17 protein-coding genes are annotated in these 19469 nt (G+C 66.0%); 9 read left to right on the top strand and 8 right to left on the bottom strand.

Annotated features, from left to right (window positions below; all coding sequences use genetic code 11):
- Positions 1-2: 2 nt before the first annotated feature.
- The 4 genes from IPM49_11730 (at position 3) to IPM49_11715 (ending at position 8112) form a co-directional block, all read left to right on the top strand.
- A complete protein-coding gene (locus IPM49_11730; GenBank protein ID MBK9275191.1) occupies positions 3-2918 on the top strand; it encodes a gliding motility-associated C-terminal domain-containing protein in 2916 nt (971 codons plus the stop codon).
- 16 nt (positions 2919-2934) lie between these two features.
- Positions 2935-5052 (top strand): gliding motility-associated C-terminal domain-containing protein, encoded by a 2118-nt coding sequence (locus IPM49_11725; GenBank protein MBK9275190.1) that lies wholly within the window; start codon positions 2935-2937, stop codon positions 5050-5052.
- Positions 5053-5115: 63 nt separating this feature from the next.
- Complete coding sequence (gene metF, locus IPM49_11720; GenBank protein MBK9275189.1) at positions 5116-6069, top strand: methylenetetrahydrofolate reductase [NAD(P)H]; 954 nt, start codon at positions 5116-5118, stop codon at positions 6067-6069.
- Positions 6070-6189: 120 nt separating this feature from the next.
- Positions 6190-8112, top strand: a complete 1923-nt coding sequence (locus tag IPM49_11715; GenBank protein ID MBK9275188.1) for a peptidase M1 — start codon at positions 6190-6192, stop codon at positions 8110-8112.
- Positions 8113-8567: 455 nt separating this feature from the next.
- Here the strand turns inward: IPM49_11715 and IPM49_11710 are convergent, their stop codons facing one another.
- From IPM49_11710 to IPM49_11675, 8 genes are all read right to left on the bottom strand, one after another.
- Positions 8568-9101 carry a transposase gene (locus IPM49_11710; protein MBK9275187.1) on the bottom strand — a complete coding sequence of 178 codons (534 nt, stop codon included), beginning with the start codon at positions 9099-9101 and terminating at the stop codon, positions 8568-8570.
- A gap of 138 nt (positions 9102-9239) precedes the next feature.
- Positions 9240-9458 (bottom strand): hypothetical protein, encoded by a 219-nt coding sequence (locus tag IPM49_11705; GenBank protein MBK9275186.1) that lies wholly within the window; start codon positions 9456-9458, stop codon positions 9240-9242.
- Positions 9459-9766: 308 nt separating this feature from the next.
- Complete coding sequence (locus IPM49_11700; GenBank protein ID MBK9275185.1) at positions 9767-10057, bottom strand: type II toxin-antitoxin system RelE/ParE family toxin; 291 nt, start codon at positions 10055-10057, stop codon at positions 9767-9769.
- On the bottom strand, positions 10054-10293 hold the full coding sequence (locus IPM49_11695) for a hypothetical protein (GenBank protein MBK9275184.1): 240 nt from the start codon (positions 10291-10293) through the stop codon (positions 10054-10056). Before IPM49_11695 ends, IPM49_11700 begins: the two co-directional genes overlap by 4 nt.
- A 265-nt stretch (positions 10294-10558) precedes the next feature.
- Positions 10559-10852 carry a type II toxin-antitoxin system RelE/ParE family toxin gene (locus tag IPM49_11690; GenBank protein MBK9275183.1) on the bottom strand — a complete coding sequence of 98 codons (294 nt, stop codon included), beginning with the start codon at positions 10850-10852 and terminating at the stop codon, positions 10559-10561.
- The gene (locus IPM49_11685) at positions 10849-11088 is read right to left on the bottom strand and encodes a hypothetical protein (GenBank protein MBK9275182.1); all 240 of its coding nucleotides are present in this window, start codon (positions 11086-11088) and stop codon (positions 10849-10851) included. The genes IPM49_11690 and IPM49_11685 overlap by 4 nt, the downstream gene beginning before the upstream one ends.
- A 540-nt stretch (positions 11089-11628) precedes the next feature.
- Entirely contained in the window at positions 11629-12015 is a 387-nt protein-coding gene (locus IPM49_11680; GenBank protein MBK9275181.1) for a hypothetical protein, read from the bottom strand.
- Between the two features lie 3 nt (positions 12016-12018).
- Complete coding sequence (locus IPM49_11675; protein MBK9275180.1) at positions 12019-13869, bottom strand: hypothetical protein; 1851 nt, start codon at positions 13867-13869, stop codon at positions 12019-12021.
- Between the two features lie 144 nt (positions 13870-14013).
- Here IPM49_11675 and IPM49_11670 point away from each other — a divergent pair, with 144 nt between their 5' ends.
- From IPM49_11670 to IPM49_11650, 5 genes are all read left to right on the top strand, one after another.
- On the top strand, positions 14014-14379 hold the full coding sequence (locus IPM49_11670; protein ID MBK9275179.1) for a hypothetical protein: 366 nt from the start codon (positions 14014-14016) through the stop codon (positions 14377-14379).
- Between the two features lie 184 nt (positions 14380-14563).
- Positions 14564-15832 (top strand): threonine/serine exporter family protein, encoded by a 1269-nt coding sequence (locus IPM49_11665; GenBank protein ID MBK9275178.1) that lies wholly within the window; start codon positions 14564-14566, stop codon positions 15830-15832.
- A gap of 44 nt (positions 15833-15876) precedes the next feature.
- Positions 15877-16416: a YbhB/YbcL family Raf kinase inhibitor-like protein gene (locus tag IPM49_11660; GenBank protein ID MBK9275177.1), complete on the top strand. Its 540-nt coding sequence runs from the start codon at positions 15877-15879 to the stop codon at positions 16414-16416.
- A gap of 118 nt (positions 16417-16534) precedes the next feature.
- Positions 16535-18415 carry a tRNA uridine-5-carboxymethylaminomethyl(34) synthesis enzyme MnmG gene (gene mnmG, locus IPM49_11655; protein ID MBK9275176.1) on the top strand — a complete coding sequence of 627 codons (1881 nt, stop codon included), beginning with the start codon at positions 16535-16537 and terminating at the stop codon, positions 18413-18415.
- Positions 18416-18432: 17 nt separating this feature from the next.
- A complete protein-coding gene (locus IPM49_11650) occupies positions 18433-19341 on the top strand; it encodes a class I SAM-dependent methyltransferase (GenBank protein MBK9275175.1) in 909 nt (302 codons plus the stop codon).
- The last annotated feature ends 128 nt before the right edge of the window (positions 19342-19469 follow it).

The following is a 19469-nucleotide window of genomic DNA, read 5'->3' as shown; positions in this document are numbered from 1 at the left end:
ACATGCGGCACCTCGCGACCCTTCTTCCTATCCTGACGGCACTGACCGTCGCCGGACAGGCTCCGCACGACCAGGCCAGCTACGATGCCTGGAAGCTGGCCAACCATCCGCCCGCTCCCAACACCGGCATCACCCCCGCACCGGACCCTTACGTACAGCGCGGCGGCAGCAGCACCTGCGACTGCTGGGTGATGCCGGACGCCAGCTACACCACGATCAACAACACCACCCAGTGGAACGCCAGCGGCTTCCACAACGCGGACGACGGCAGCTACGGGCCGATCATCCTGCCGTTCCAGTTCTACCTGTACGGCACCCTGTACAACACGGTGTACATCAACATCAACGGCAACGTCAGCTTCGGCCAGTACTACGGCACCTTCAGCTCCACCGGTTTCCCCTTCAACGGCTACACCATGGTGGCACCGTTCTGGGCCGATGTGGACCTGCGCGGGCCCGGCCTGGGCAACAACATCGTGCAGTTCAAGGTGACGCCCACGGCCATGTACGTGAACTGGACGAACGTGGGCTACTTCAGCCAGATGACCGACAAGGTCAACACCTTCCAGCTGATCATCACCGATGGCACGGACCCCGTGGTGCCCAACGGCGCCAACGTGAGCTTCTGCTACAAGGACATGCAGTGGACCACGGGCTCGGCCAGCGGCGGCACCAACGGCTTCGGCGGCACACCGGCCAGCGTGGGTGCCAACGAGGGCAACGGGGTCGACTACATCCAGTTCGGGCGCTTCGATCAGCCGGGCACCGCGTACGACGGCCCCTTCGGCCTCAACGATGGCGTGAGCTTCCTGGACGACCAGTACTTCAGCTTCAGCACGGACATCACCACCTCCAACGTGCCCCCGGTGATCAGCGGCCAGAGCGTGTGCGATTCCATCATCCTGTGCGTGGGCGACCTGGCCACGTTGGACGTCACCTTCCTGTCGCCGGAGCCCAACCAGATCACCACACCCTCGGCCAGTTCCACCACCCTCACCAACTTCACCATCACCAGCCTGGTGCCCGGTCTGGCGGCCACCATCAGCATCGACATCCTGCCCACGCCGGCCGATGTGGGTTACCACATCATCACCGTGGAGGGCACGGACGACGGTGTGCCCTCCATGACCTCCACGCTCAACATCGTGGTGGAGGTGCAGCAGGGCGCGGTGATCACCCCCGGCTCCCTCACCGTATGCGACCTGGACGCCCCGGTGGACATGCTGACCCTGCTGGGCGGCAACCCGCCCAACACCGGCGATTGGACCGACCCCAACGGCAACGTGCACAGCGGCACCTTCGACCCCGGTGTGGACATCGACGGCGCCTACCTCTATGCCGTGGGGCAGGGCAGCAGTTGCGCGGCCAGCGGCACGGTGACCATGACCACCCAGGCCAGCGTGAACGCCGGGCAGGACGTGGCCCTGGCTTATTGCAGCAGCGACGGGCAGGACGACCTGTTCCTGAACATCCCCGGCGGACCCATGGCCTCCGGAGGCTGGCAATACCCCAACGGCAGCGTGTTCTCCGGCACCCTGGACCCCGGGGCCGACCCCGCCGGGGTGTACCGCTACATCGTGCCGGGCACCAGCCCCTGCCCCACCGACACCGCCTTCGTGACCGTGGACATCCCGCTGGCCGTTGACGCGGGCACGGACACCTCCCTGACCCTGTGCGCCGATGCCCCCCCGCTGGACATGCTCGCCACCCTGGGCGGCACACCGGACGCCACCGGCCAGTGGAACGATCCCAACCAGCAGCCCTTCCCCGGCACCTTCCTGGCCGCCACGGACGCCCCCGGAGCCTACACCTACACGGTGACCGGTACGGCGCCCTGCCCCACGCTAACAGCCACGCTGACGCTTGCTGTGGATCCGCTGCCCGATGCGGGCCAGGACGCCACCCTCGCCATCTGCTTCGACGGGCCGGTGACGCAGCTGTTCCCGTTGCTGGGCGGCTCGCCGGACACGGGCGGCAACTGGTTCGATCCCGGCCTGCAGGCCCACGCCCCGGTGCTGGACCCTGCGGCCGACACCAGCGGCGCCTACGCCTACGTGGCCTACGGCATCGGCACCTGCTCACTGCTCACCGACACCGCGCTGGTGCAGGTGACGGTGAACCCGCTGCCGGTGATCTCCTTCACCGTGGAGCCCGATAGTGGCTGCCACCCCTTGCAGACCACCCTCACCAACACCACCGACAGCATCTACCTCGGCGGCACCTGCGTGTGGGACCTGGGCGATGGGGCCACCACGCTGAGCTGCGACAGTGTGCCGCACCTCTACGAACTGCCCGGTTGGTACACGGTGGGCCTCACGGTCACCACCCCGCAGGGCTGCACCGACCAGCTGCTGGTGCCCGGCGCCGTCACGGTGGACCCCGCCCCCGTGGCCTCCTTCATCTTCAGCCCCAACCCCGGCACCGAGCAGAACGCCAGCATCTACTTCGCCAGCGATGACCCCGAGGCCGTGGAATGGTCCTGGACCTTCAACGGCACGGACACCGCCACCGACCGCACGCTCTACTACGAATTCAGCGATGTGATCGGCGACGACCACGAGGTGTGCCTGCGCGTCACCGACCAGTACGGCTGCACCGACTCCCTGTGCAAGGTGGTGCCCGTGTACGTGCCCGCCATCTACATCCCCAACGCCTTCACCCCGGACGGGAACAACCTCAACGAGCTCTTTCAGCCGGTGCTGGCGGACATGGTGCCCGAGGAGCACACCTTCGAGGTGTACGACCGCTGGGGCCAGCTCATCTTCAAGACCAACGACATCGAACAGGGGTGGGACGGCCGTGCACAGGGTGGCGGGGAGATCCTGCCCACCGGCGTGTACACCTGGCGCCTGATCGGCCGGCCCGTCTTCGCCGCCGAGAAGCAGGAGTGGGTGGGCCATGTGAACCTGTTGAAGTGACCTCCGAACCATGCACATGCGAACCACGATCCTCCTGCTGACCGCCCTGACGCTGCACTGCGCAGCAAGCGCCCAGGTGACGCTCACCATGGCCGAGTACGACGCCCTGAAGGCCGAAGGCCGGCTGCCCGGGAGCTTTGAGCTGGTGCGGCCGGCCCAGGAGCCCATCACCCCGCGCGTGCAGGCGTCCAAAGCCCCGCCCGCCCGCCCCAAGGGCGGTGGCGGCGTGAACGGTGACTGCAATTGCTGGGTGGCGCCCGACAGCACGTACCAGCTGGCGATGACCCCGAACGACGACGGCTCGTCCGCCGCCATCACCATCCCGTTCCAGTTCAACCTGTACGGCGACCTGTACAACACATTGTACATCAACAACAACGGGAACATCTCCTTCCAGAACCCCTACTTCACCTTCAGCGCTTCGCCCTTCCCCAACAACGAGTTCATCATGGTGGCCCCCTTCTGGGCCGATGTGGACACGCGCGGCGACGACGGTCTCGGCCTGAACGGCGGACAGGTGCTCTACAAGGTGACCCCCACCGCCCTGTATGTGAACTGGGTGGCCGTGGGGTACTTCGCTTCGCAGACGGACAAGCAGAACACCTTCCAGCTGATCATCACCGACGGCACCGACCCGGTGATCGGCGCGGGCAAGAACGTGAGCTTCTGCTACAAGGACATGCAGTGGACCACCGGGGCCGCTTCGCAGGGCGTCAACGGCTTCGGAGGCATCCCCGCCGTGGTGGGCGCCAACCGCGGCAACGCGGTGGACTACATCCAGTTCGGCACCTTCGACCAGCCCGGCATCACCTACGATGGCCCCTTCGGCAACCCGGACGGGGTGGACTGGCTGGACGACCAGAACTTCGTGTTCACCACCGCGGTGAGCACCCAGAACATCCCGCCCATCGCCAGCAGCACCTTCCTGTGCGACACCGTGCGCGTGTGCACCGGTGAACTGGTGGACATCGAGATGAACTTCATCGCGCCCGAACAGGGGCAGGTCACCGTGGCCAGCTCCTCGGCGCCCACGCTCTCCGGCTACGTCGAGGTGCTGAACACCAGCGGCAACAACTCGGTGATCGTGCAGGGCCAGTTCACCCCCACGCCCCTGGAGGCCGGCTTCCACACCATCACCTTCACGGCCACGGACGACGGCACGCCGCCGCTCACCACCACCATCGACATCGTGGTGGACGTGTTCTATACCACGCTGCCCGCGCCCGTGATCAGCGGCGACACGGTGGCGTGCAGCGGGCAGGGCGCCGTGCTCACCGTGCCGCCCCTGTACGACACGTATTCGTGGAGCAACGGCTACGACGGCAACAGCGTGCTCGTGGGCCCGGGCACCTACAGCGTGGAGGTCACCGCCGGCTACTGCACCTTCGGCAGCAACACCGTGACGGTGGTGGAAGGCCAGAGCCCCCAGCCGGTGATCGCCGGCAACCTCTTCTCCTGCGGCGACGACCCCACCGTGCTGAGCACCACGCAGCCCTTCCCCACCTACCAGTGGAGCACCGGCTCGCAGGACCCCACCATCACGGTGAACACCGGCACGTACACGGTGACGGTGACCAGCGCCGATGGGTGTGAGGGCACCTCGGCCCCGGTGAACGTGCTGACGGCCCCTGTGCCGGACGCCGGCATCGTGGCCACACCTCCGGGGCCCGTATTCCCCGACACGCCGGTGATCTTCAGCGACGGCAGCACCAGCCAGGACCCCATCACCCAATGGCTGTGGGACCTTGCCGGGCAGGGTTCGGGCACCACCAACACCGCCGGCATCACCTTTGACGAGCCCGGCACCTACCCCATCACCCTGCTGGTCACCACCGCCAACGGCTGCACGGACACGGTGACCTACCTGTTCACCGTGATCCCCACGGAGATCTTCGTGCCCAACGTCTTCAGCCCCAACGGCGACGGGGACAACGACAACCTGGAGTTCACCGGGGTGGAGTACTACCCCAACTCGGACCTCAAGGTGTTCAACCGCTGGGGCCAGAAGGTGTATGAGAGCACGAGCTACCGCAACCAGTGGTCGCCCAAGGACGTGAGCGAAGGCACCTACTACTACGTGCTCACCCGCAGCGACGGCAAGGAATACGCCGGACATGTGACCCTTTTGCGCTGAAGGCCCGCCCCTTCAGCTGAGCGCCCCGCCCCGCGGGGCGTTCCTCTATCTTCGCCGCCCTCCATGAAGGTCACCGACCACCTGCGCAAGGCCACCGGCACGCTCTTCAGCTTCGAGATCCTGCCGCCGCTCAAGGGCCGCGACATCCGCTCCATCTACGAGGGCATCGACCCGCTGATGGAGTTCGCCCCCAGCTTCATCAACGTCACCTACCACCGCGAGGAGGTGATCTACAAGGAGATGGGCCACGGCCTGCTGCAGAAGGTGCGCCTGCGCAAACGCCCCGGCACGGTGGGCATCTGCGCCATGATCAAGGCCAAGTACAGCGTGGACACGGTGCCCCACCTGATCTGCGGCGGCTTCAGCAAGGAGGACACCGAGGACGCCCTCATCGAGCTCAACTTCCTGGGCATCGGCAACGTGCTGGCCCTGCGCGGCGACGCCGTGAAGAACGAGGGCCACTTCGTGCCCGAGCGCGATGGCCACGCCCATGCCGTGGACCTCATCCGCCAGATCGCCGCCCTCAACCGCGGCCAGTATCTGCACGAGGAGGAGACCGAGACGGCACCCACCGACCTGTGCATCGGCGCCGCCTGCTACCCCGAGAAGCATCCCGAGGCCCTCAACCTGGACACCGACATCGCCTACCTCAAGCAGAAGGTGGAGGCCGGGGCCGAGTACCTGGTGACCCAGATGTTCTTCGACAACGCCAGGTACTTCGCCTTCGTGGACCGCTGCCGCGCCGAGGGCATCACCGTGCCCATCATCCCCGGCCTCAAGCCCCTCACCAACCGCAAGCACATCGCCTTCATCCCGAAGACCTTCCACCTGGACCTGCCCGTGGCCTTCAGCACCGAGCTGGCCAAGTGCCGCACCGACGAGGAGGTGAGGCGTGTGGGCATCGAATGGGGCATCCAGCAGGCCCGCGAGCTGATGGCGCGCAACGTGCCCTGCCTGCACTTCTACACCATGGGCCGCAGCGAGGCCGTCCGCGCCATCCTGAAGGCCGTCCGCTGACCCGCCGCCCATCGGTTCGCATGCGCACGACCTGACCCGCCCTGCGGGATGGGCACATGGCCGCACGAGCACGACCTGTCCCGCCCCAGCGGGATGGGCACATCATCGTACCTTTCGGTGATGCGGCCGTACGCCCTGTTCGAAACCCTGCTGTGCGCTTGCGCGGCCACCGCCCAGGTGGCCTGGGACAAAGGCGTGCTGGACGAACTGGCCTGGCGGGAGCGCCATGGTGTGGCCCTCCTGATGCGCAGCGGCACGCCCACCTGGGGCTACGACCTGCACTACCACCGGATGGAGTGGTCGCTCGACCCGGCGGTGAACCACATCAGCGGCACGGTGCGCAGCCACTTCACCGCCACGGCCCCGCTGAGCACCCTGCGCTTTGATGCGGACACCGCCCTGCATGTGAGCGCCGTGCTGCACGGCGCCGACCCGCTCACCTGGTCGCACACCACCGATGGTGCGCTGCTGATCGACCTGCCGACGCCCCTGGCCCCCGGTGCGGTGGACAGCGTGACGGTGGTGTACGGCGGCGCCCCCAGCGGCAGCGGCTTCGGCTCCTTCGCCGTGGGCACCCCGCAGGGCAACACCGCCCAGTGGACCCTGAGCCAGCCCTACGGCGCCCGCGACTGGTGGCCCTGCAAGCAGGACCTCAACGACAAGATCGATTCCATCGACGTGCTGCTCACCGTACCGGCGGCCTACGACGCGGTGAGCAACGGGGTGCTGGTGGCCGTCACTCCGGTGAACGGCGGCACGCACCGCCTGCATCACTGGCGCCACCGCCACCCCATCGCCTACTACCTGATCGCCACGGCCACCTGCGACTACGCGGTGAGCCAGATCCAGATCCCCCTGCCGGACGACACGGTGCCCATGTGGACCTACGCCTACCCGCAGGACGACTACATGGCCCAGCTGGTGGCGGGCGATGTGGCCCAGCAGATGCCCTTCTTCAGCACGCGCTTCGGCACCTACCCCTTCGCCGACGAGCAGTACGGCCACGCCCAGTTCGGCTGGGGCGGCGGCATGGAGCATCAGACCATGACCTTCATGGGGGGCTGGAACTACGAACTGGCCGCGCACGAGCTGGCGCACCAGTGGTTCGGCGACAAGGTGACCTGCGGCAGCTGGCAGGACCTGTGGCTCAACGAAGGCTTCGCCACCTACCTCAGCGGCCTGTGCTACGAGACCCTCGCCCCCCAGTACTGGGCCGGGTGGAAGCGCGCCCAGGTGGACCTGATCACCGCCCTGCCCGATGGCAGCGTGTTCGTCACCGACACCACTGACATCGCCCGGCTCTTCAGCGCCCGCCTCACCTACCGCAAGGGCGCCCTGGTGTTGCACATGCTGCGCTGGGTCTGCGGGGACAGCGCCTTCTTCGCCGGCTGCCGCACCTACCTGGACGACCCCGCCCTGGCCTTCGGCAGCGCCCGCACCGCCGACCTGCAGGCCCACCTGGAGGCCGCCAGCGGCCTGGACCTCGACGGCTTCATGGCCGACTGGTTCACCGGGGAGGGGCACCCCACCTACACCGTGGAATGGACCCAGGACGCCGGCGGACAGGTGGACCTGCAGCTGCACCAGAGCAGCTCGCACCCCAGCGTGGCCTTCTTCGACATGCCCGTGCCGATCCGCTTCAAGAACGCGGTGGATGACACCCAGATGGTGCTGGACCACACCAGCAGCGGCCAGGCCTTCAGCTTCTGGCTGCCCTTCCCTGCGGACAGTGCCCTGCTGGACCCCGACACCTGGCTCATCAGCGGGCAGAACCTGGTGCTGCGCGTGCCCTCGCTGGCCTACACCGACGACCGCGCCGTGCTGTACCCCAACCCCACCGACGGCGATGCCCTGCTCTACCTGGGCGGCACGCGACAGGGCAGCACCGACATCCGGATCACCGACCTGCACGGTCGCCTGGTGCGCGCCCTGCCCGCCCGCCCCATCACCGACCGGCGCGTGGAACTGCCCGTGCGCGACCTTGCCGCAGGGCTCTATGTGGTGGAGGCCGATGGCCTGCGCGGGGTGCTGGTGAAGCGGTAGGGGAGCGGGGGCCGTCGGCAGGGGTCGGGTGAGCGCTCGGCTCGGGCTACGGGAAGGTCGTGCGTGCCGAGTGGGGGGGTTCGTAGGGCCATGCGCCACTCGCGACGCACAAGCCCGCCGCACCGGCCGACGCGAGCGGCAACACCCGTGGTCGGGATGCTCCCTGGCATCAATGGTTGAGTTCTCGCTCGGCTCGGTTTGTGGGAAGGTCGTGCGTGCCGAGTGAGGGGGTTCGTAGGGCCTCCGGCCCGTCAGATCAGCTCAGCCCTTGCACCACTCGCGACGCACAAGCCCACCGCACCGGCCGACGCGAGCGGCAACACCCGTGGTCGGGATGCTCCCTGGCATCAATGGTTGAGTTCTCGCTCGGCTCGGCGTGTGGGAAGGTCGTGCGTGCCGAGTGAGGGGGTTCGCAGGGCCTCCGGCCCGCCTCAAAGGCTGCTCCCCCGGCTCGTTCACTCCTCATCGACCTTCATGATCGGCTGTTCATGCGCACTGCTCAACGCGTAGTGCTCCGGCTCGGTCACCAGCCCCATTACCACCGGGTTGTTGCGAATGTACTCGGCCTTTTGTTCGAAGAACGCCGGGCTGTACAGCAGTTCGGGGTGGCTGGTCTTCTGCCAGAACATGAATACGCTGTTCTGTGCCGATGCCTGGCCGTGCTCGCGAAAGATCCTCATCATCCATTCCCTTCTACTTTCCTGCGGATGCTCTTCGATCGCCTTGAGCAGCAGTTTGGCCGTGTAGCTCTTGAAGTCGCGCAGTACTTCCGACAGCAGCCCCCGTTCGCGTCGCGCGATCATATGCAGGTGGCTCGGCATCAGCACGTAGTGGAATACCTCAAGCCCTTTGTTGCGGCGGCAGAATTCCAGGTTGTCGAAGATGATGTCCACGTATTCCCTGCGCGTGAACACATCGACCCAGCCAACGGTGGTCAGCGTTACGAAGTAGCACGCGCCCTCTTCGTTGGCTTTGAGGAATTCGGACACGACCGCAAAATACAGGCGGGCGAGGACGCCCTACCCTACCTTGCACCACTCGCGACGCACAAGCCCACCGCACCGGCCGACGCGAGCGGCAACACCCGTGTAGTGGGAATGCACCCGAGCGTTAACGGGGTGCGTACTTCATCCCTTGGGCTTCACCGCCGATCGGATCATGCGGATGGAATCCTTCTCGCTGATGGGCTTGACCTTCCCGCTCACCATGTCCTGGAAGCGCCCTTCCAGTTCGGCCATCTCTTCCTCGGAGAGGTCTTCGTCCTCTTCGATCGCGACCTCCTTCTTGAAAAAGCTGGCCACTTTCCGCAGGGTCTTTTCGTCCGCGATGGACAGGAGTTGCCGCATGAGTTCAAGCTTGGTCGTGGCGATGTCCATGGCGGAGTGCTTCGTCGCGTAAACGTAGTACGGCCTGGGCCCTGCCGCTGAGGCCGCCGCGTCCTGGGTCAGGTTGCCGAGCTAGCTCCCGTGATGGCCAGTTGACCGCCTTCGCGAAGCGCTTCGGCGCGGCAAGCAAACTGGCCGGGATCCTCTCCCTTGGCATCCTCCGCACAAGTGACCGGCGGTCTTCGCCGCAGCGCCCTGGCGAAGGCGACCTGCCGCGCACCAGCCCCGCTCACCGAACACGTGCGCGCTCCAGGGCCGGCGGCCACGTTCTATGGCCCGAACCGGGGATGCGGCTTCCGTCGTGTATGCCTCACCTGGTAGATGAGCACCAGGTGCTCACGCACTTCATACACTACGCGATAAGGGAATTGATGCACCATGGCGTGGCGAAAATCCCCTTTGCGCTTCTGCCCGGATGGGTTCAGCGCCAAACTCCGATAGCAGTCGGTCAATGCGTCCTGGAAGCGATACCCAAGACCCGGCTTTTCGCCTTCATAGTAGGTGAAGATCTCCGCGACCTCTTCTGTGGCTTCGGGCAGCACCAGGACCGTGTAGCTCATCGCTTCGAGCCCTCTCGTGCACGTCGCATGGATTCCTCCACGCTGTGAGGCTTGCTTTCCCCGCTCAGGTAGCGGGCGCGACGGCGCTCCAGTTCGGCGACCTCTTCATCCGTGTAATCCTCTTCCACTTCGGGCACCTCCGACTCGATCGCCTTGGCCACGCGCGCGAGCGCCGCTTCATCCCAGATCAACATCAAGCGGTGCATCAGGTCCAATTTCTTCAGGGCGATGTCCATGGCGGAGTGCTTCGTCGTGTAAAGGTAGTACGGCCTGGGCCCTGCCGCTGAGGCCGCCGCGTCCTGGGTCAGGTTGCCCAGCTGCTCGCCGTGGTGGCCCGTTGACCGCCTTCGCGAAGCGCTTCGGCGCGGCAAGCAAACTGGCCGGCATCCGCTCTCTTGACATCCTCCGCACAAGTGTCCGGGTGTCTTCGCCGTAGCGCCCTGGCGAAGGCGACCTGCCCGCGCACCAGCCCCGCCCGCCGAACACGTACGCGATCCAGGGCTATGGACCGAACTTCTTACTGGGCCTGTGGCTGGTGTGGACCACCCGATAGATGAACACGTCCTGTCCATCGACCTCATAGACCACACGGTACGGGAACTTTCGCAGCCTCACATGCCGGAAGTTGCCCCTGCGCAGTTGGTAGCCGTACGGGTTGGATCGGATGGAGTCGTAGCACTCGCCCAACGCGGCCATGAACCGATCAGCAAGCACGGGGCGGACCGTGTGGTACCAGAAGAACGCTTCGAGCACGTCCGTGGCCGCCGTGCCGCGCAGCGCCATCCTATGGCTCATTGCTTGACCATCTCGCGCGCCATGCGCTGCACTTCCTCCCAGCTATATGAGCCGCCTTCTCCGCTCAAGCGCTCTGCCCTGAGCAATTCGAGTTCCGCAACCTCCTCGTCGGTGATGTCCCGGTCTTCCACTTCCATATCGATCACTTCACGCAGGCGGTCGAGTATGGCCGTGTCACGAACGGCAAGCATGCGCTGCACCAGTTCGAGCTTCATCGCTGCGATGTCCATGTGCATGGGATTGTTGCGTAAAGGTAGGCTCATGTACAGGGTCCGGGGATGCACAGCTTGGGTGGGGGCGGGCCGAGGCGGGCGGTCGCAGCGTGCGCGTGGATCCTCACCGAACTCCAGGTCGGGACCCTGGCCCGCGCGCCAGCTCTGCTCGCCGACCCTTTGCACGGCCGCGGAGCGGACGGGAGGGTGTCCCGTGCCTTCAACGGAATGAACGATCGTCCCTGGGTTCCATCCGACGGTCCCCAGTGGACGTGGACGATCCGATCGCATCAACTGATGGCACGGGAGGACGGCCTGACGACCCACGCCCCCTCCCACGCCGAACTCCCGCGCCAGAGATCGGGACCGCAAGTGCCGATAAGTGTTGTAGGCCTTGAGCCTGTTGCGCATCTGGTTCACCTGCAGTCCCGCTCAGTCCTCTTCGGAGATTTATCATGGGCAAGTGTAGAGTTGCGCGATTGAGGTCCTCCGTTGCTTTCTCCGCGCTGATCGGCTGGCTCTCGCTCTTCAAGCGCTAGCGCACGAGCGGGACGCTCGCGCGAGTCAGGGTTTGGACTTGCCGAACAGCGACAGGAAGAAGACGGGGTAGAAGAAGAGGAAAAGCATAGTACTGACTATCAATACACCAAAGAAGATTTTGCGTGCAGCGCTCTCTTGAAAGCGGCCCTGAAGTTCGTCATAACGGCCACGATAACGCAACCGATTCATAATATAAACTATTACCAGCAATGCCATCCAGCAAGCTACAACAAGTTGATGATAGTGCTTTCCATGATCTTCAAAAGCAAAGAAGGCGATGGACAGGTATACGTCTAAAATGAAGAAAATCTGGATTGCCGTCACCAACCAGATGGCGCGATCTGCATCCTGGCCGTCATTCTTGAAGAAGAATGTTGACGCTCGATAGAAGACGTAGTCGAACACCTTCACGGATCACCAATTGTCAATCATTTCTCCTGCTCTGTCAGTAAGGCTTTTACCCGTGAACAATGAGAATCCTAAATCTGCGGCTCCATAGACCCATCCCACAGGGGTGAAAGTCGTGAGAACTCCAATCCCAATTTTGGCACCCTCTTCGAGTGTGACATTCCCGTCCTCAAAGGCTTCTATAGCTGTTATCCCTGCGCCCAATAATCCAAAACCACGTCCAGCCGTTTTTGCAATCTTGGATGCAGTTTGAAGCTCAATCTTCGCTGCTTTGGTTGCCTGTGCTGCGTTAAGCACTCCTGTGGGCGTCCGAACAGCATACTTGAATTGAGTGTTCGCGGCCGAGACTCTGAGAGCCTTGTCGGCTCCTTCCATCAACAAACCAAAGCCACCGGCGAGCTCCCCAGCGATAGAGAAACGGCTTTGCACATTGGTCGAAACTGAAGTCTTAGGTCGTTCATAGTTGAGAGCATAATTTCGTCTCCCTTGCGAGATTGTTGGCCCACGAAGTCCTGCGCCTCCCCCAGGCTTGAGAACGGGCGGTTTTCCACCAGGGAACAGACTTGGCGAATTCCCCGCAGAAGCCGAAGACGGGGGATCCGTACCACCAGCATCAGGAACGGAACCTCTGAAGCTCTTGAAAGAAAATCCTTTCCCGTCGTCGTACGAATTTCTCTCTGACCACCCTTCACCACCGTCCGGAAGTCCCCATTTGGGATCTTCCGATTCAACCTTGTCCGGCGTCGGTGCCGCTTCGAGCCCTTCCAACTCCACCATGTCCAGGACGCGGTTCTCGCTGAATGCATAAGGTGAGTTCCATGGGAACGAGAACGCGAGCGGATCGATGCTCAGGAACCTCCCCAACCGTGCATCATGCACGCGGTACTCGAAGCTGAGCGCTGTCCCTTCGGCTCCAAAGAGCTCATTATCCTTCTCTTGTCCTTGGAACCCGAACCTGTACGCGTCGCTGCTGTAATTCCTCCCAGGCAGCAGTGACCCGAAGGGCTCATTCCCCTGCGCACTCAGCACCTGCGCCTCGTGCGGGGCACCGTCGCCCACCAGCAGCCGGCCGGTGACCACTGTGCTGACGTTCCCCAGATGGTCCGTCAGCTCGTACTGCAGTCTGCGATCGTCCGCGGCCTGGGTCTGGGGGATGGTGGGTGCCGGGATGAACTCCACCTCCTCCACGTATCGGCCCAGGCGGCTGCTCCCATAGAGCGCACGCTCCTTCAGCGTAAAGCTGCCGCCGCCAGGTTGGTGGCGATAGATGGCCATCACATTCCCCTGCGCATCTCGCACATAGTGTTCGCGGTGCAGATCGGCTCCGGCGCCCACGGTCTTCTCCGTGCGCTGGCCACCGGCCCCATAGGCGAACTCCATGGCTTGCAAGGTACTGCCGCCCGGTCGCGTCACCGTCCTCACCTTGCCGGCCACCGTCCAATCGATGCCGGCGATCTCCTCCTCCAGGTCCTGGATCAAATTACCCAGCTCGTCGTAGCGGTAATTGTAGGCCGTCTCGATGCTCTGGTCCTGCGGATCGAAGCCCGAGGGCCCGGTGTGGAGGATGTCCACGGCCTGCTCCCCGGGGCCGGCGTTCACCAGCGCGTTGGTCGGGTCGGCCAGGTCATCCACCTGGTACAGGCGGTTGCGCAGCAGCTTGGCCCCGGTGGCTTCCTTGTAGCCGTAGGCCAGCGCGTCGTAGGGCGCTCCGGCCTGGTCCCAGCGCTCGGCCGTGCGGATGTTGCCGTTGGCGTCGTAGGTGTAGCTGCTGCGGTACTTCTCGGCATCCGGCCCGGTGGGCGTGGGCAGTGTGGTCCAATCGTTCGTCGCATCGTCAAGCCCGGCGCGGGTGCGCATGTGGCGGAGGCGGTTCAGCTGGTCGTTCCCCACCACTTGCTCACCGCCCCCCGCCACCTGCGCGGCGCCGCATGGGAAGCGGTCCGCGGCGGTGAACGTTTGTGCCGTCATCAACGACGGACCCACACCAACCACCACACGACCATGAACACCGCCATCACCCTCCGCAGCCTCATCGCCCTCACCCTCTGCGCCACGCTGGCCAGCTGCTCCAAAGAGGAGCCCCTGCAGCCCAACCGCCCCGCAGGCGCCGCACCCACCGCGCTGGTGAACGATGCCCAGGGCCTGGGCGCCGACCTGACCGCCGCGAACACCGGCCTCTCCAGCACGGACGTGGCCGTGAGCAACGACACGCCGGTGAGCAGCACCAGCAGCAGCCTGCCGAACGTGGCCCAGCAGCAGGTGCCCGACCTCTCCACCGCGCAGAGCGGCGCCGGAGGGACCGGCCCCGGCGACCCGCTGGAAGATCCCGTGCGCCTGCACGGCGAGCAGGACCTGCCCGTGGAGTGAGCCACGCCGCGTCCATCCCCGAAGGGCCGCCCGGTGCGGCCCTTCGTCGTTGACACGGCCGCCACCCGGTCCACCGCGGAACCCCATGCGTGTGCACTCCGCCTTCGCGAAGCAAGGTCCGCGTCCATCCGGGGTTGGTCACCCCAGCGCCGATCACGCACCGCCCCTCCCCTACTTTCGACCCGTGGACACGCCTGCTGCCCCGGTGGACCGGGAGGTGCTGCTGCGCTTTCTGGCGCGGCTGGGTCAGGCGGAGCTGGCGGCCGGCAACGCGGCGCCCTTCGTGGAGCGCGACCTGGGGCTGATCGCCCGCGCCCATGGCGTGCAGGGCTTCACGGCCTTCGTGCTGCCGACGGTGCTCTTCCTGGAGCTGGATGAGGGTGGCCAGCACAAGGTGGACCTGGCCACGGGGCCCTACCGCATCGGCACGCTGCGCTTCGACCAGATCGAGGAGGTGCTGGTGATCGCCCGCGAGGCGCGTCAGCTGGTGAACGGCCCGGCGGCCGGGCTGGAGCGCCTGGAGGCGGTGTGGCGTTGGCCGCACAAGTACGGCGCCTGGGGCACCATCGGCGGCTACCTGCTCACCAGCCTCGGTGTGGCCGTGCTGCTGCGCCCCACGCTGCACGGCCTGGCGTTGAGCACCGCGCTGGCGCTGGCCTGCGCCCTGCTGATGCACGCGGTGCGCAAGCGGCCCGCCTGGGCCGTGGTGGCCCCCGTGGTGGCCTCCTTCGCCCTCAGCGCCGTGGTGGCCTATGCCCTGCACCTGGGCTTTCCCGAGCGCGCCACCAACCTGCTGATCCCGCCGCTGATCACCTTCCTGCCCGGGCTTACCCTCACGGTGGCCGTGATCGAGCTGGCCTACAGCCACACCATCAGCGGGGCCAGCCGCCTGGTGGCCGGCTTCGCCCAGCTGGTGCTGCTGGCCTTCGGGGTGCTGGGCGGCATCGGCCTGTTCGAGCATCCCACGGACCCGGTGGACCTGCCGGCGTGGCCCGGACGCATCAACGCGGCACTGCCCTGGCTGGGGGTGCTGCTCTTCGCCGTGGGCCTGCACGTGCACCAGAGCAGCAAGCGCCGCTCCTTCGGGTGGATGCTGGTGACGGCGGTGGCGGCCTACGCCGCGCAGTCCATCAGCGGGCAGCTGATCGACGGGGCCAGCACGGCCTTCTTCGGCGCGGCGGCCATGACCATCACGGCGCTGGTGATCGAGTTCCGCTTCGCCGGCCCACCGGCCATCGTCACCCTGCTCCCCGCCTTCTGGCTGCTGGCCCCGGGCAGCTTCGGCCTGCGCAGCGTCACCGGCCTGGCCACCGGCGCCGGGGCGGTCACCGATGTGTTCACCCTGCTCTTCGCCATGACCGGCATCGCCATGGGCAGCCTCATCGGCGCCTTCGTGTACAGCGTGGCGCTGCACCCGCGCCGCATCACCTGGTGGCGCATGGACAACCCCTGAGGCTGTCGCGCGGCGGGTTACCTTCGGGGATCCATTCCATCCCCATGCGCACCCTGATCGGCCTGGCCCCGCTGCTGCTGAGCGGCACCCTGGCGGCCCAGACCTTCACCCTCAGCAGCACCGATGTGGGCGGCCAGGCCACCGACCAGCAGGTGTACAACGGCTTCGGCTGCACCGGGAAGAACCAGAGCCCGCAGCTGAGCTGGACGAACGCTCCGACCGGCACCAAGAGCTTCGCCGTGACGATGTACGACCCTGATGCGCCCACCGGCAGCGGGTGGTGGCACTGGGTGGTCTTCGACCTGCCCGCCGGCACCACCGGCCTGCCAACCGGCGCCGGCACCCCGGGGATGCCCGGCATGCCCGAGGTGGCCGTGCAGAGCCGCACCGACTTCGGGGGCCAGGGCTACGGGGGTCCGTGTCCGCCCGTGGGCCATGGTGCCCACCGGTATGTGGTGACGGTGCATGCCCTGGGGGTGGAGAAGCTGGGGCTGGACGCCCAGGCCAGTCCCGCCCTGGTGGGCTACACGCTGAACGCGAACACCCTGGCCAAGGCCAGCCTCCTTTTCTACCACAGCCGTTGATCCACCGGCTAGCACCTCCTCCTCAAGCTCTTCCGTCGTGGCGCGGACCGGGCAGGATGGGTCTTGGTTTTCCACGATCGTTCCACGTGGAACACACCGGGTTTTCCACGATCGCCGCATGAGCACCCTGGGCACCTATGACGTGGTGGTGGTGGGCGGCGGCCATGCCGGCTGCGAGGCCGCTGCGGCGGCGGCCAACCTGGGCTCGCGCGTGCTGCTGGTGACCATGAACATGGGCGTGATCGGGCAGATGAGCTGCAACCCCGCCATGGGCGGTGTGGCCAAGGGCCAGATCGTCCGCGAGATCGACGCCCTGGGGGGCTACAGCGGACTGGTGAGTGACCGCAGCGCCGTGCAGTTCCGCATGCTGAACCGCAGCAAGGGCCCCGCCATGTGGAGCCCCCGCACCCAGAACGACCGCAACCTCTTCGCCGCCGAATGGCGCCGCCTGCTGGAACAGACCCCGAAGGTCCACTTCTGGCAGGACAGCGTGGTGCGCATCGCGGTGGAGGGCGGAAGGGTGACCGGGGTGCGTACCGGGCTCGGCATGGACATCGCCTGCCGCGCCGTGGTGCTCACCAGCGGCACCTTCATGAACGGGGTGATGCACATCGGCGAGCGCCAGATCGGGGGCGGTCGGGCCGGCGAGAAGGCCAGCCACGGCATCACCGAACAGCTGGTGGAGCTCGGCTTCGAGGCCGGGCGGATGAAGACCGGCACCCCGCCCCGGGTGGACGGCCGCAGCATCGACCACAGCGTGATGGAAGAGCAGCCCGGGGATGAACGGCCCGGGAAGTTCTGCTACTCCCCCGCCACGGCACCGCTTGCCCGCCAGCTGAGCTGCTGGATGACCTACACCAGCCCCGAGGTGCACGACATCCTGCGCACCGGCTTCGACCGCAGCCCGATGTTCAACGGCCGCATCCGGGGCATCGGCCCGCGCTACTGCCCCAGCATCGAGGACAAGATCGACCGCTTCGCGGACAAGGACCGGCACCAGATCTTCGTGGAGCCCGAGGGCTGGGACACGGTGGAGACCTACATCAACGGCTTCTCCACCAGCCTGCCCGAGGAGGTGCAGCTGGCGGCCCTGCGCAAGATCCCGGGCTTCGCCCACGCCCGGATGTTCCGTCCCGGCTATGCCGTGGAGTACGACTACTTCCCCCCCACCCAGCTGCGGCACACGTTGGAGACCAAACTGGTGGAGGGGCTCTACTTCGCCGGGCAGATCAACGGCACCACCGGCTACGAGGAGGCCGCCTGCCAGGGCCTGATGGCCGGCATCAATGCCCACCTGAAGCTGCAGGAGAAGGACCCCTTCGTGCTGGGCCGGGACGAGGCCTACATCGGGGTGCTGGTGGATGACCTGATCACCAAGGGCACAGAGGAGCCGTACCGCATGTTCACCAGCCGGGCCGAGTTCCGCATCCTGCTGCGGCAAGACAACGCGGACCTTCGGTTGACCCCGCGCAGCCATGCCCTGGGGCTGGCCGACGACGCGCGCATGCGGCGGGTGGAGCGCAAGCAACAGCTCAGCCGGGCCTTGGTGGACGGCCTCAAGGCGGAAAGCCCGGCCGCAGAGGCCTCGAATGCGCTGATCGTTCCACGTGGAACCACCCCCGTGAAACAGCGCACCCGCCTCTTCGACCTGCTCACCCGACCCCAACTCGGCTACGCCGATCTGGAGCCCCTGTTCGAGCGTCGGGAGGCCTGGCGCGCGGAGGCTGGCGACCTCGCGGAAGAGGCCATCGAACAGGTGGAGATCCAGGTGAAGTACGAGGGCTATCTGGAGCGGGAGCGTGACCTCGCCTCGCGCATGAGCCGCCTGGACCATGTGCCGCTCGACGTGGATCTCGACTACCTGAAGCTGACCTCCCTGAGCATGGAGGCACGGCAGAAGCTCGACCGGGTGCGACCCACCACCCTGGGTCAGGCGAGCCGGATCAGCGGGGTCTCCCCTGCCGACATCAGTGTTCTGCTCGTGTACATGGGCCGTTGACCGATCGATCGTTCCACGTGGAACAGCACGCCACCGAAACCCTGGACCGCTGCCCCCTTTGCGGGGCTGATGCCCCCCGTCCTTCCGTGCAGGTCGAGGATCACTCCATTTCGCACGAGCGCTTCCAGTTGATGGACTGTGGCACCTGTGGATTCCGGTTCACCAACCCGAGACCCGGCCCACAGGCCATCGGCCGCTACTACGAGAGCGACGACTACATCAGCCACAGCAACACGCGCAGGACGCTGTCCGACCGCCTGTACCAGCTGGCCCGTCGCTGGGCCCTGAGGCGCAAACACGCCCTCGTGGCCGCCCACCGCACCAACGGCCGGGTCTTGGATGTGGGCTGCGGTACCGGCGAATTCCTCGGTCACCTCAAGCAGAAAGGCTACCTCGTCACCGGCGTGGAACCCGCCCTGAAGGCCCGCGAACAAGCCATCGCCCACCACGCCATCCCTGTTCTGCCCCACTTGGACCAGGTGCCAAGCCGGGAACAGTTCCATGTGGTCTCCCTGTGGCATGTGTTGGAGCACCTGCCCGACCTGCGCGGCACCTTGAAACACCTCTATGCCCTCACCGCCGATGATGGCCTGTTGGTGATCGCCGTGCCCGATCGTGAAAGCTGGGATGCGCAGCACTACGGGAGCGCCTGGGCGGCCTACGATGTGCCCCGCCACTTCTCCCACTTCCGGCGTTCGGATATCCACCGCCTGGCAACAGAACATGGCTTCGAGCCCATCGCGGTGCGGCCCATGTGGCTGGACGCCCCCTACATCGCCCTGCTGAGCGAACGGTACCGCGGCCACGGTCCGGTGATGGCGCTCCTCCGCGGTGTGCTGTTCGGAACCTGGTCCAACCTCGTGAGCGCCGTCTCCGACCGACCCACCTCGAGCTCCTTGTACCTCTTTCGGAAGGCGGCCGTCTGAGAAGGGCGTTTTTCTGCGCTCTGCCGCAACGGAGGCCCTTGGGCAGTAGTGCACCTGTCCGGAGTGGCTGATCGGCGATCCTGGCGCGATCGGCGAGGTCGATGATCCACCCGCCTAATGCGCTGATA

Source organism: Flavobacteriales bacterium (genome assembly GCA_016715895.1).
Lineage (GTDB): Bacteria > Bacteroidota > Bacteroidia > Flavobacteriales_F > PHOS-HE28 > PHOS-HE28.
This window is presented reverse-complemented; position numbering and strand designations above follow the sequence as displayed.

Excerpts from the sequence above, each read along its gene's own strand:
- IPM49_11670 (MBK9275179.1), top strand. The coding sequence starts at position 14,014 with ATGAACACCGCCATCACCCTCCGCAGCCTCATCGCCCTCACCCTCTGC.
- IPM49_11685 (MBK9275182.1), bottom strand. The coding sequence starts at position 11,088 with ATGCACATGGACATCGCAGCGATGAAGCTCGAACTGGTGCAGCGCATG.
- IPM49_11695 (MBK9275184.1), bottom strand. The coding sequence starts at position 10,293 with ATGGACATCGCCCTGAAGAAATTGGACCTGATGCACCGCTTGATGTTG.
- IPM49_11690 (MBK9275183.1), bottom strand. The coding sequence starts at position 10,852 with ATGAGCCATAGGATGGCGCTGCGCGGCACGGCGGCCACGGACGTGCTC.
- IPM49_11725 (MBK9275190.1), top strand. The coding sequence starts at position 2,935 with ATGCGAACCACGATCCTCCTGCTGACCGCCCTGACGCTGCACTGCGCA.
- IPM49_11705 (MBK9275186.1), bottom strand. The coding sequence starts at position 9,458 with ATGCGGCAACTCCTGTCCATCGCGGACGAAAAGACCCTGCGGAAAGTG.
- IPM49_11675 (MBK9275180.1), bottom strand. The coding sequence starts at position 13,869 with ATGCGCACCCGCGCCGGGCTTGACGATGCGACGAACGATTGGACCACA.
- IPM49_11700 (MBK9275185.1), bottom strand. The coding sequence starts at position 10,057 with ATGAGCTACACGGTCCTGGTGCTGCCCGAAGCCACAGAAGAGGTCGCG.
- mnmG (MBK9275176.1), top strand. The coding sequence starts at position 16,535 with ATGAGCACCCTGGGCACCTATGACGTGGTGGTGGTGGGCGGCGGCCAT.
- IPM49_11660 (MBK9275177.1), top strand. The coding sequence starts at position 15,877 with ATGCGCACCCTGATCGGCCTGGCCCCGCTGCTGCTGAGCGGCACCCTG.
- IPM49_11730 (MBK9275191.1), top strand. The coding sequence starts at position 3 with ATGCGGCACCTCGCGACCCTTCTTCCTATCCTGACGGCACTGACCGTC.
- metF (MBK9275189.1), top strand. The coding sequence starts at position 5,116 with ATGAAGGTCACCGACCACCTGCGCAAGGCCACCGGCACGCTCTTCAGC.
- IPM49_11715 (MBK9275188.1), top strand. The coding sequence starts at position 6,190 with ATGCGGCCGTACGCCCTGTTCGAAACCCTGCTGTGCGCTTGCGCGGCC.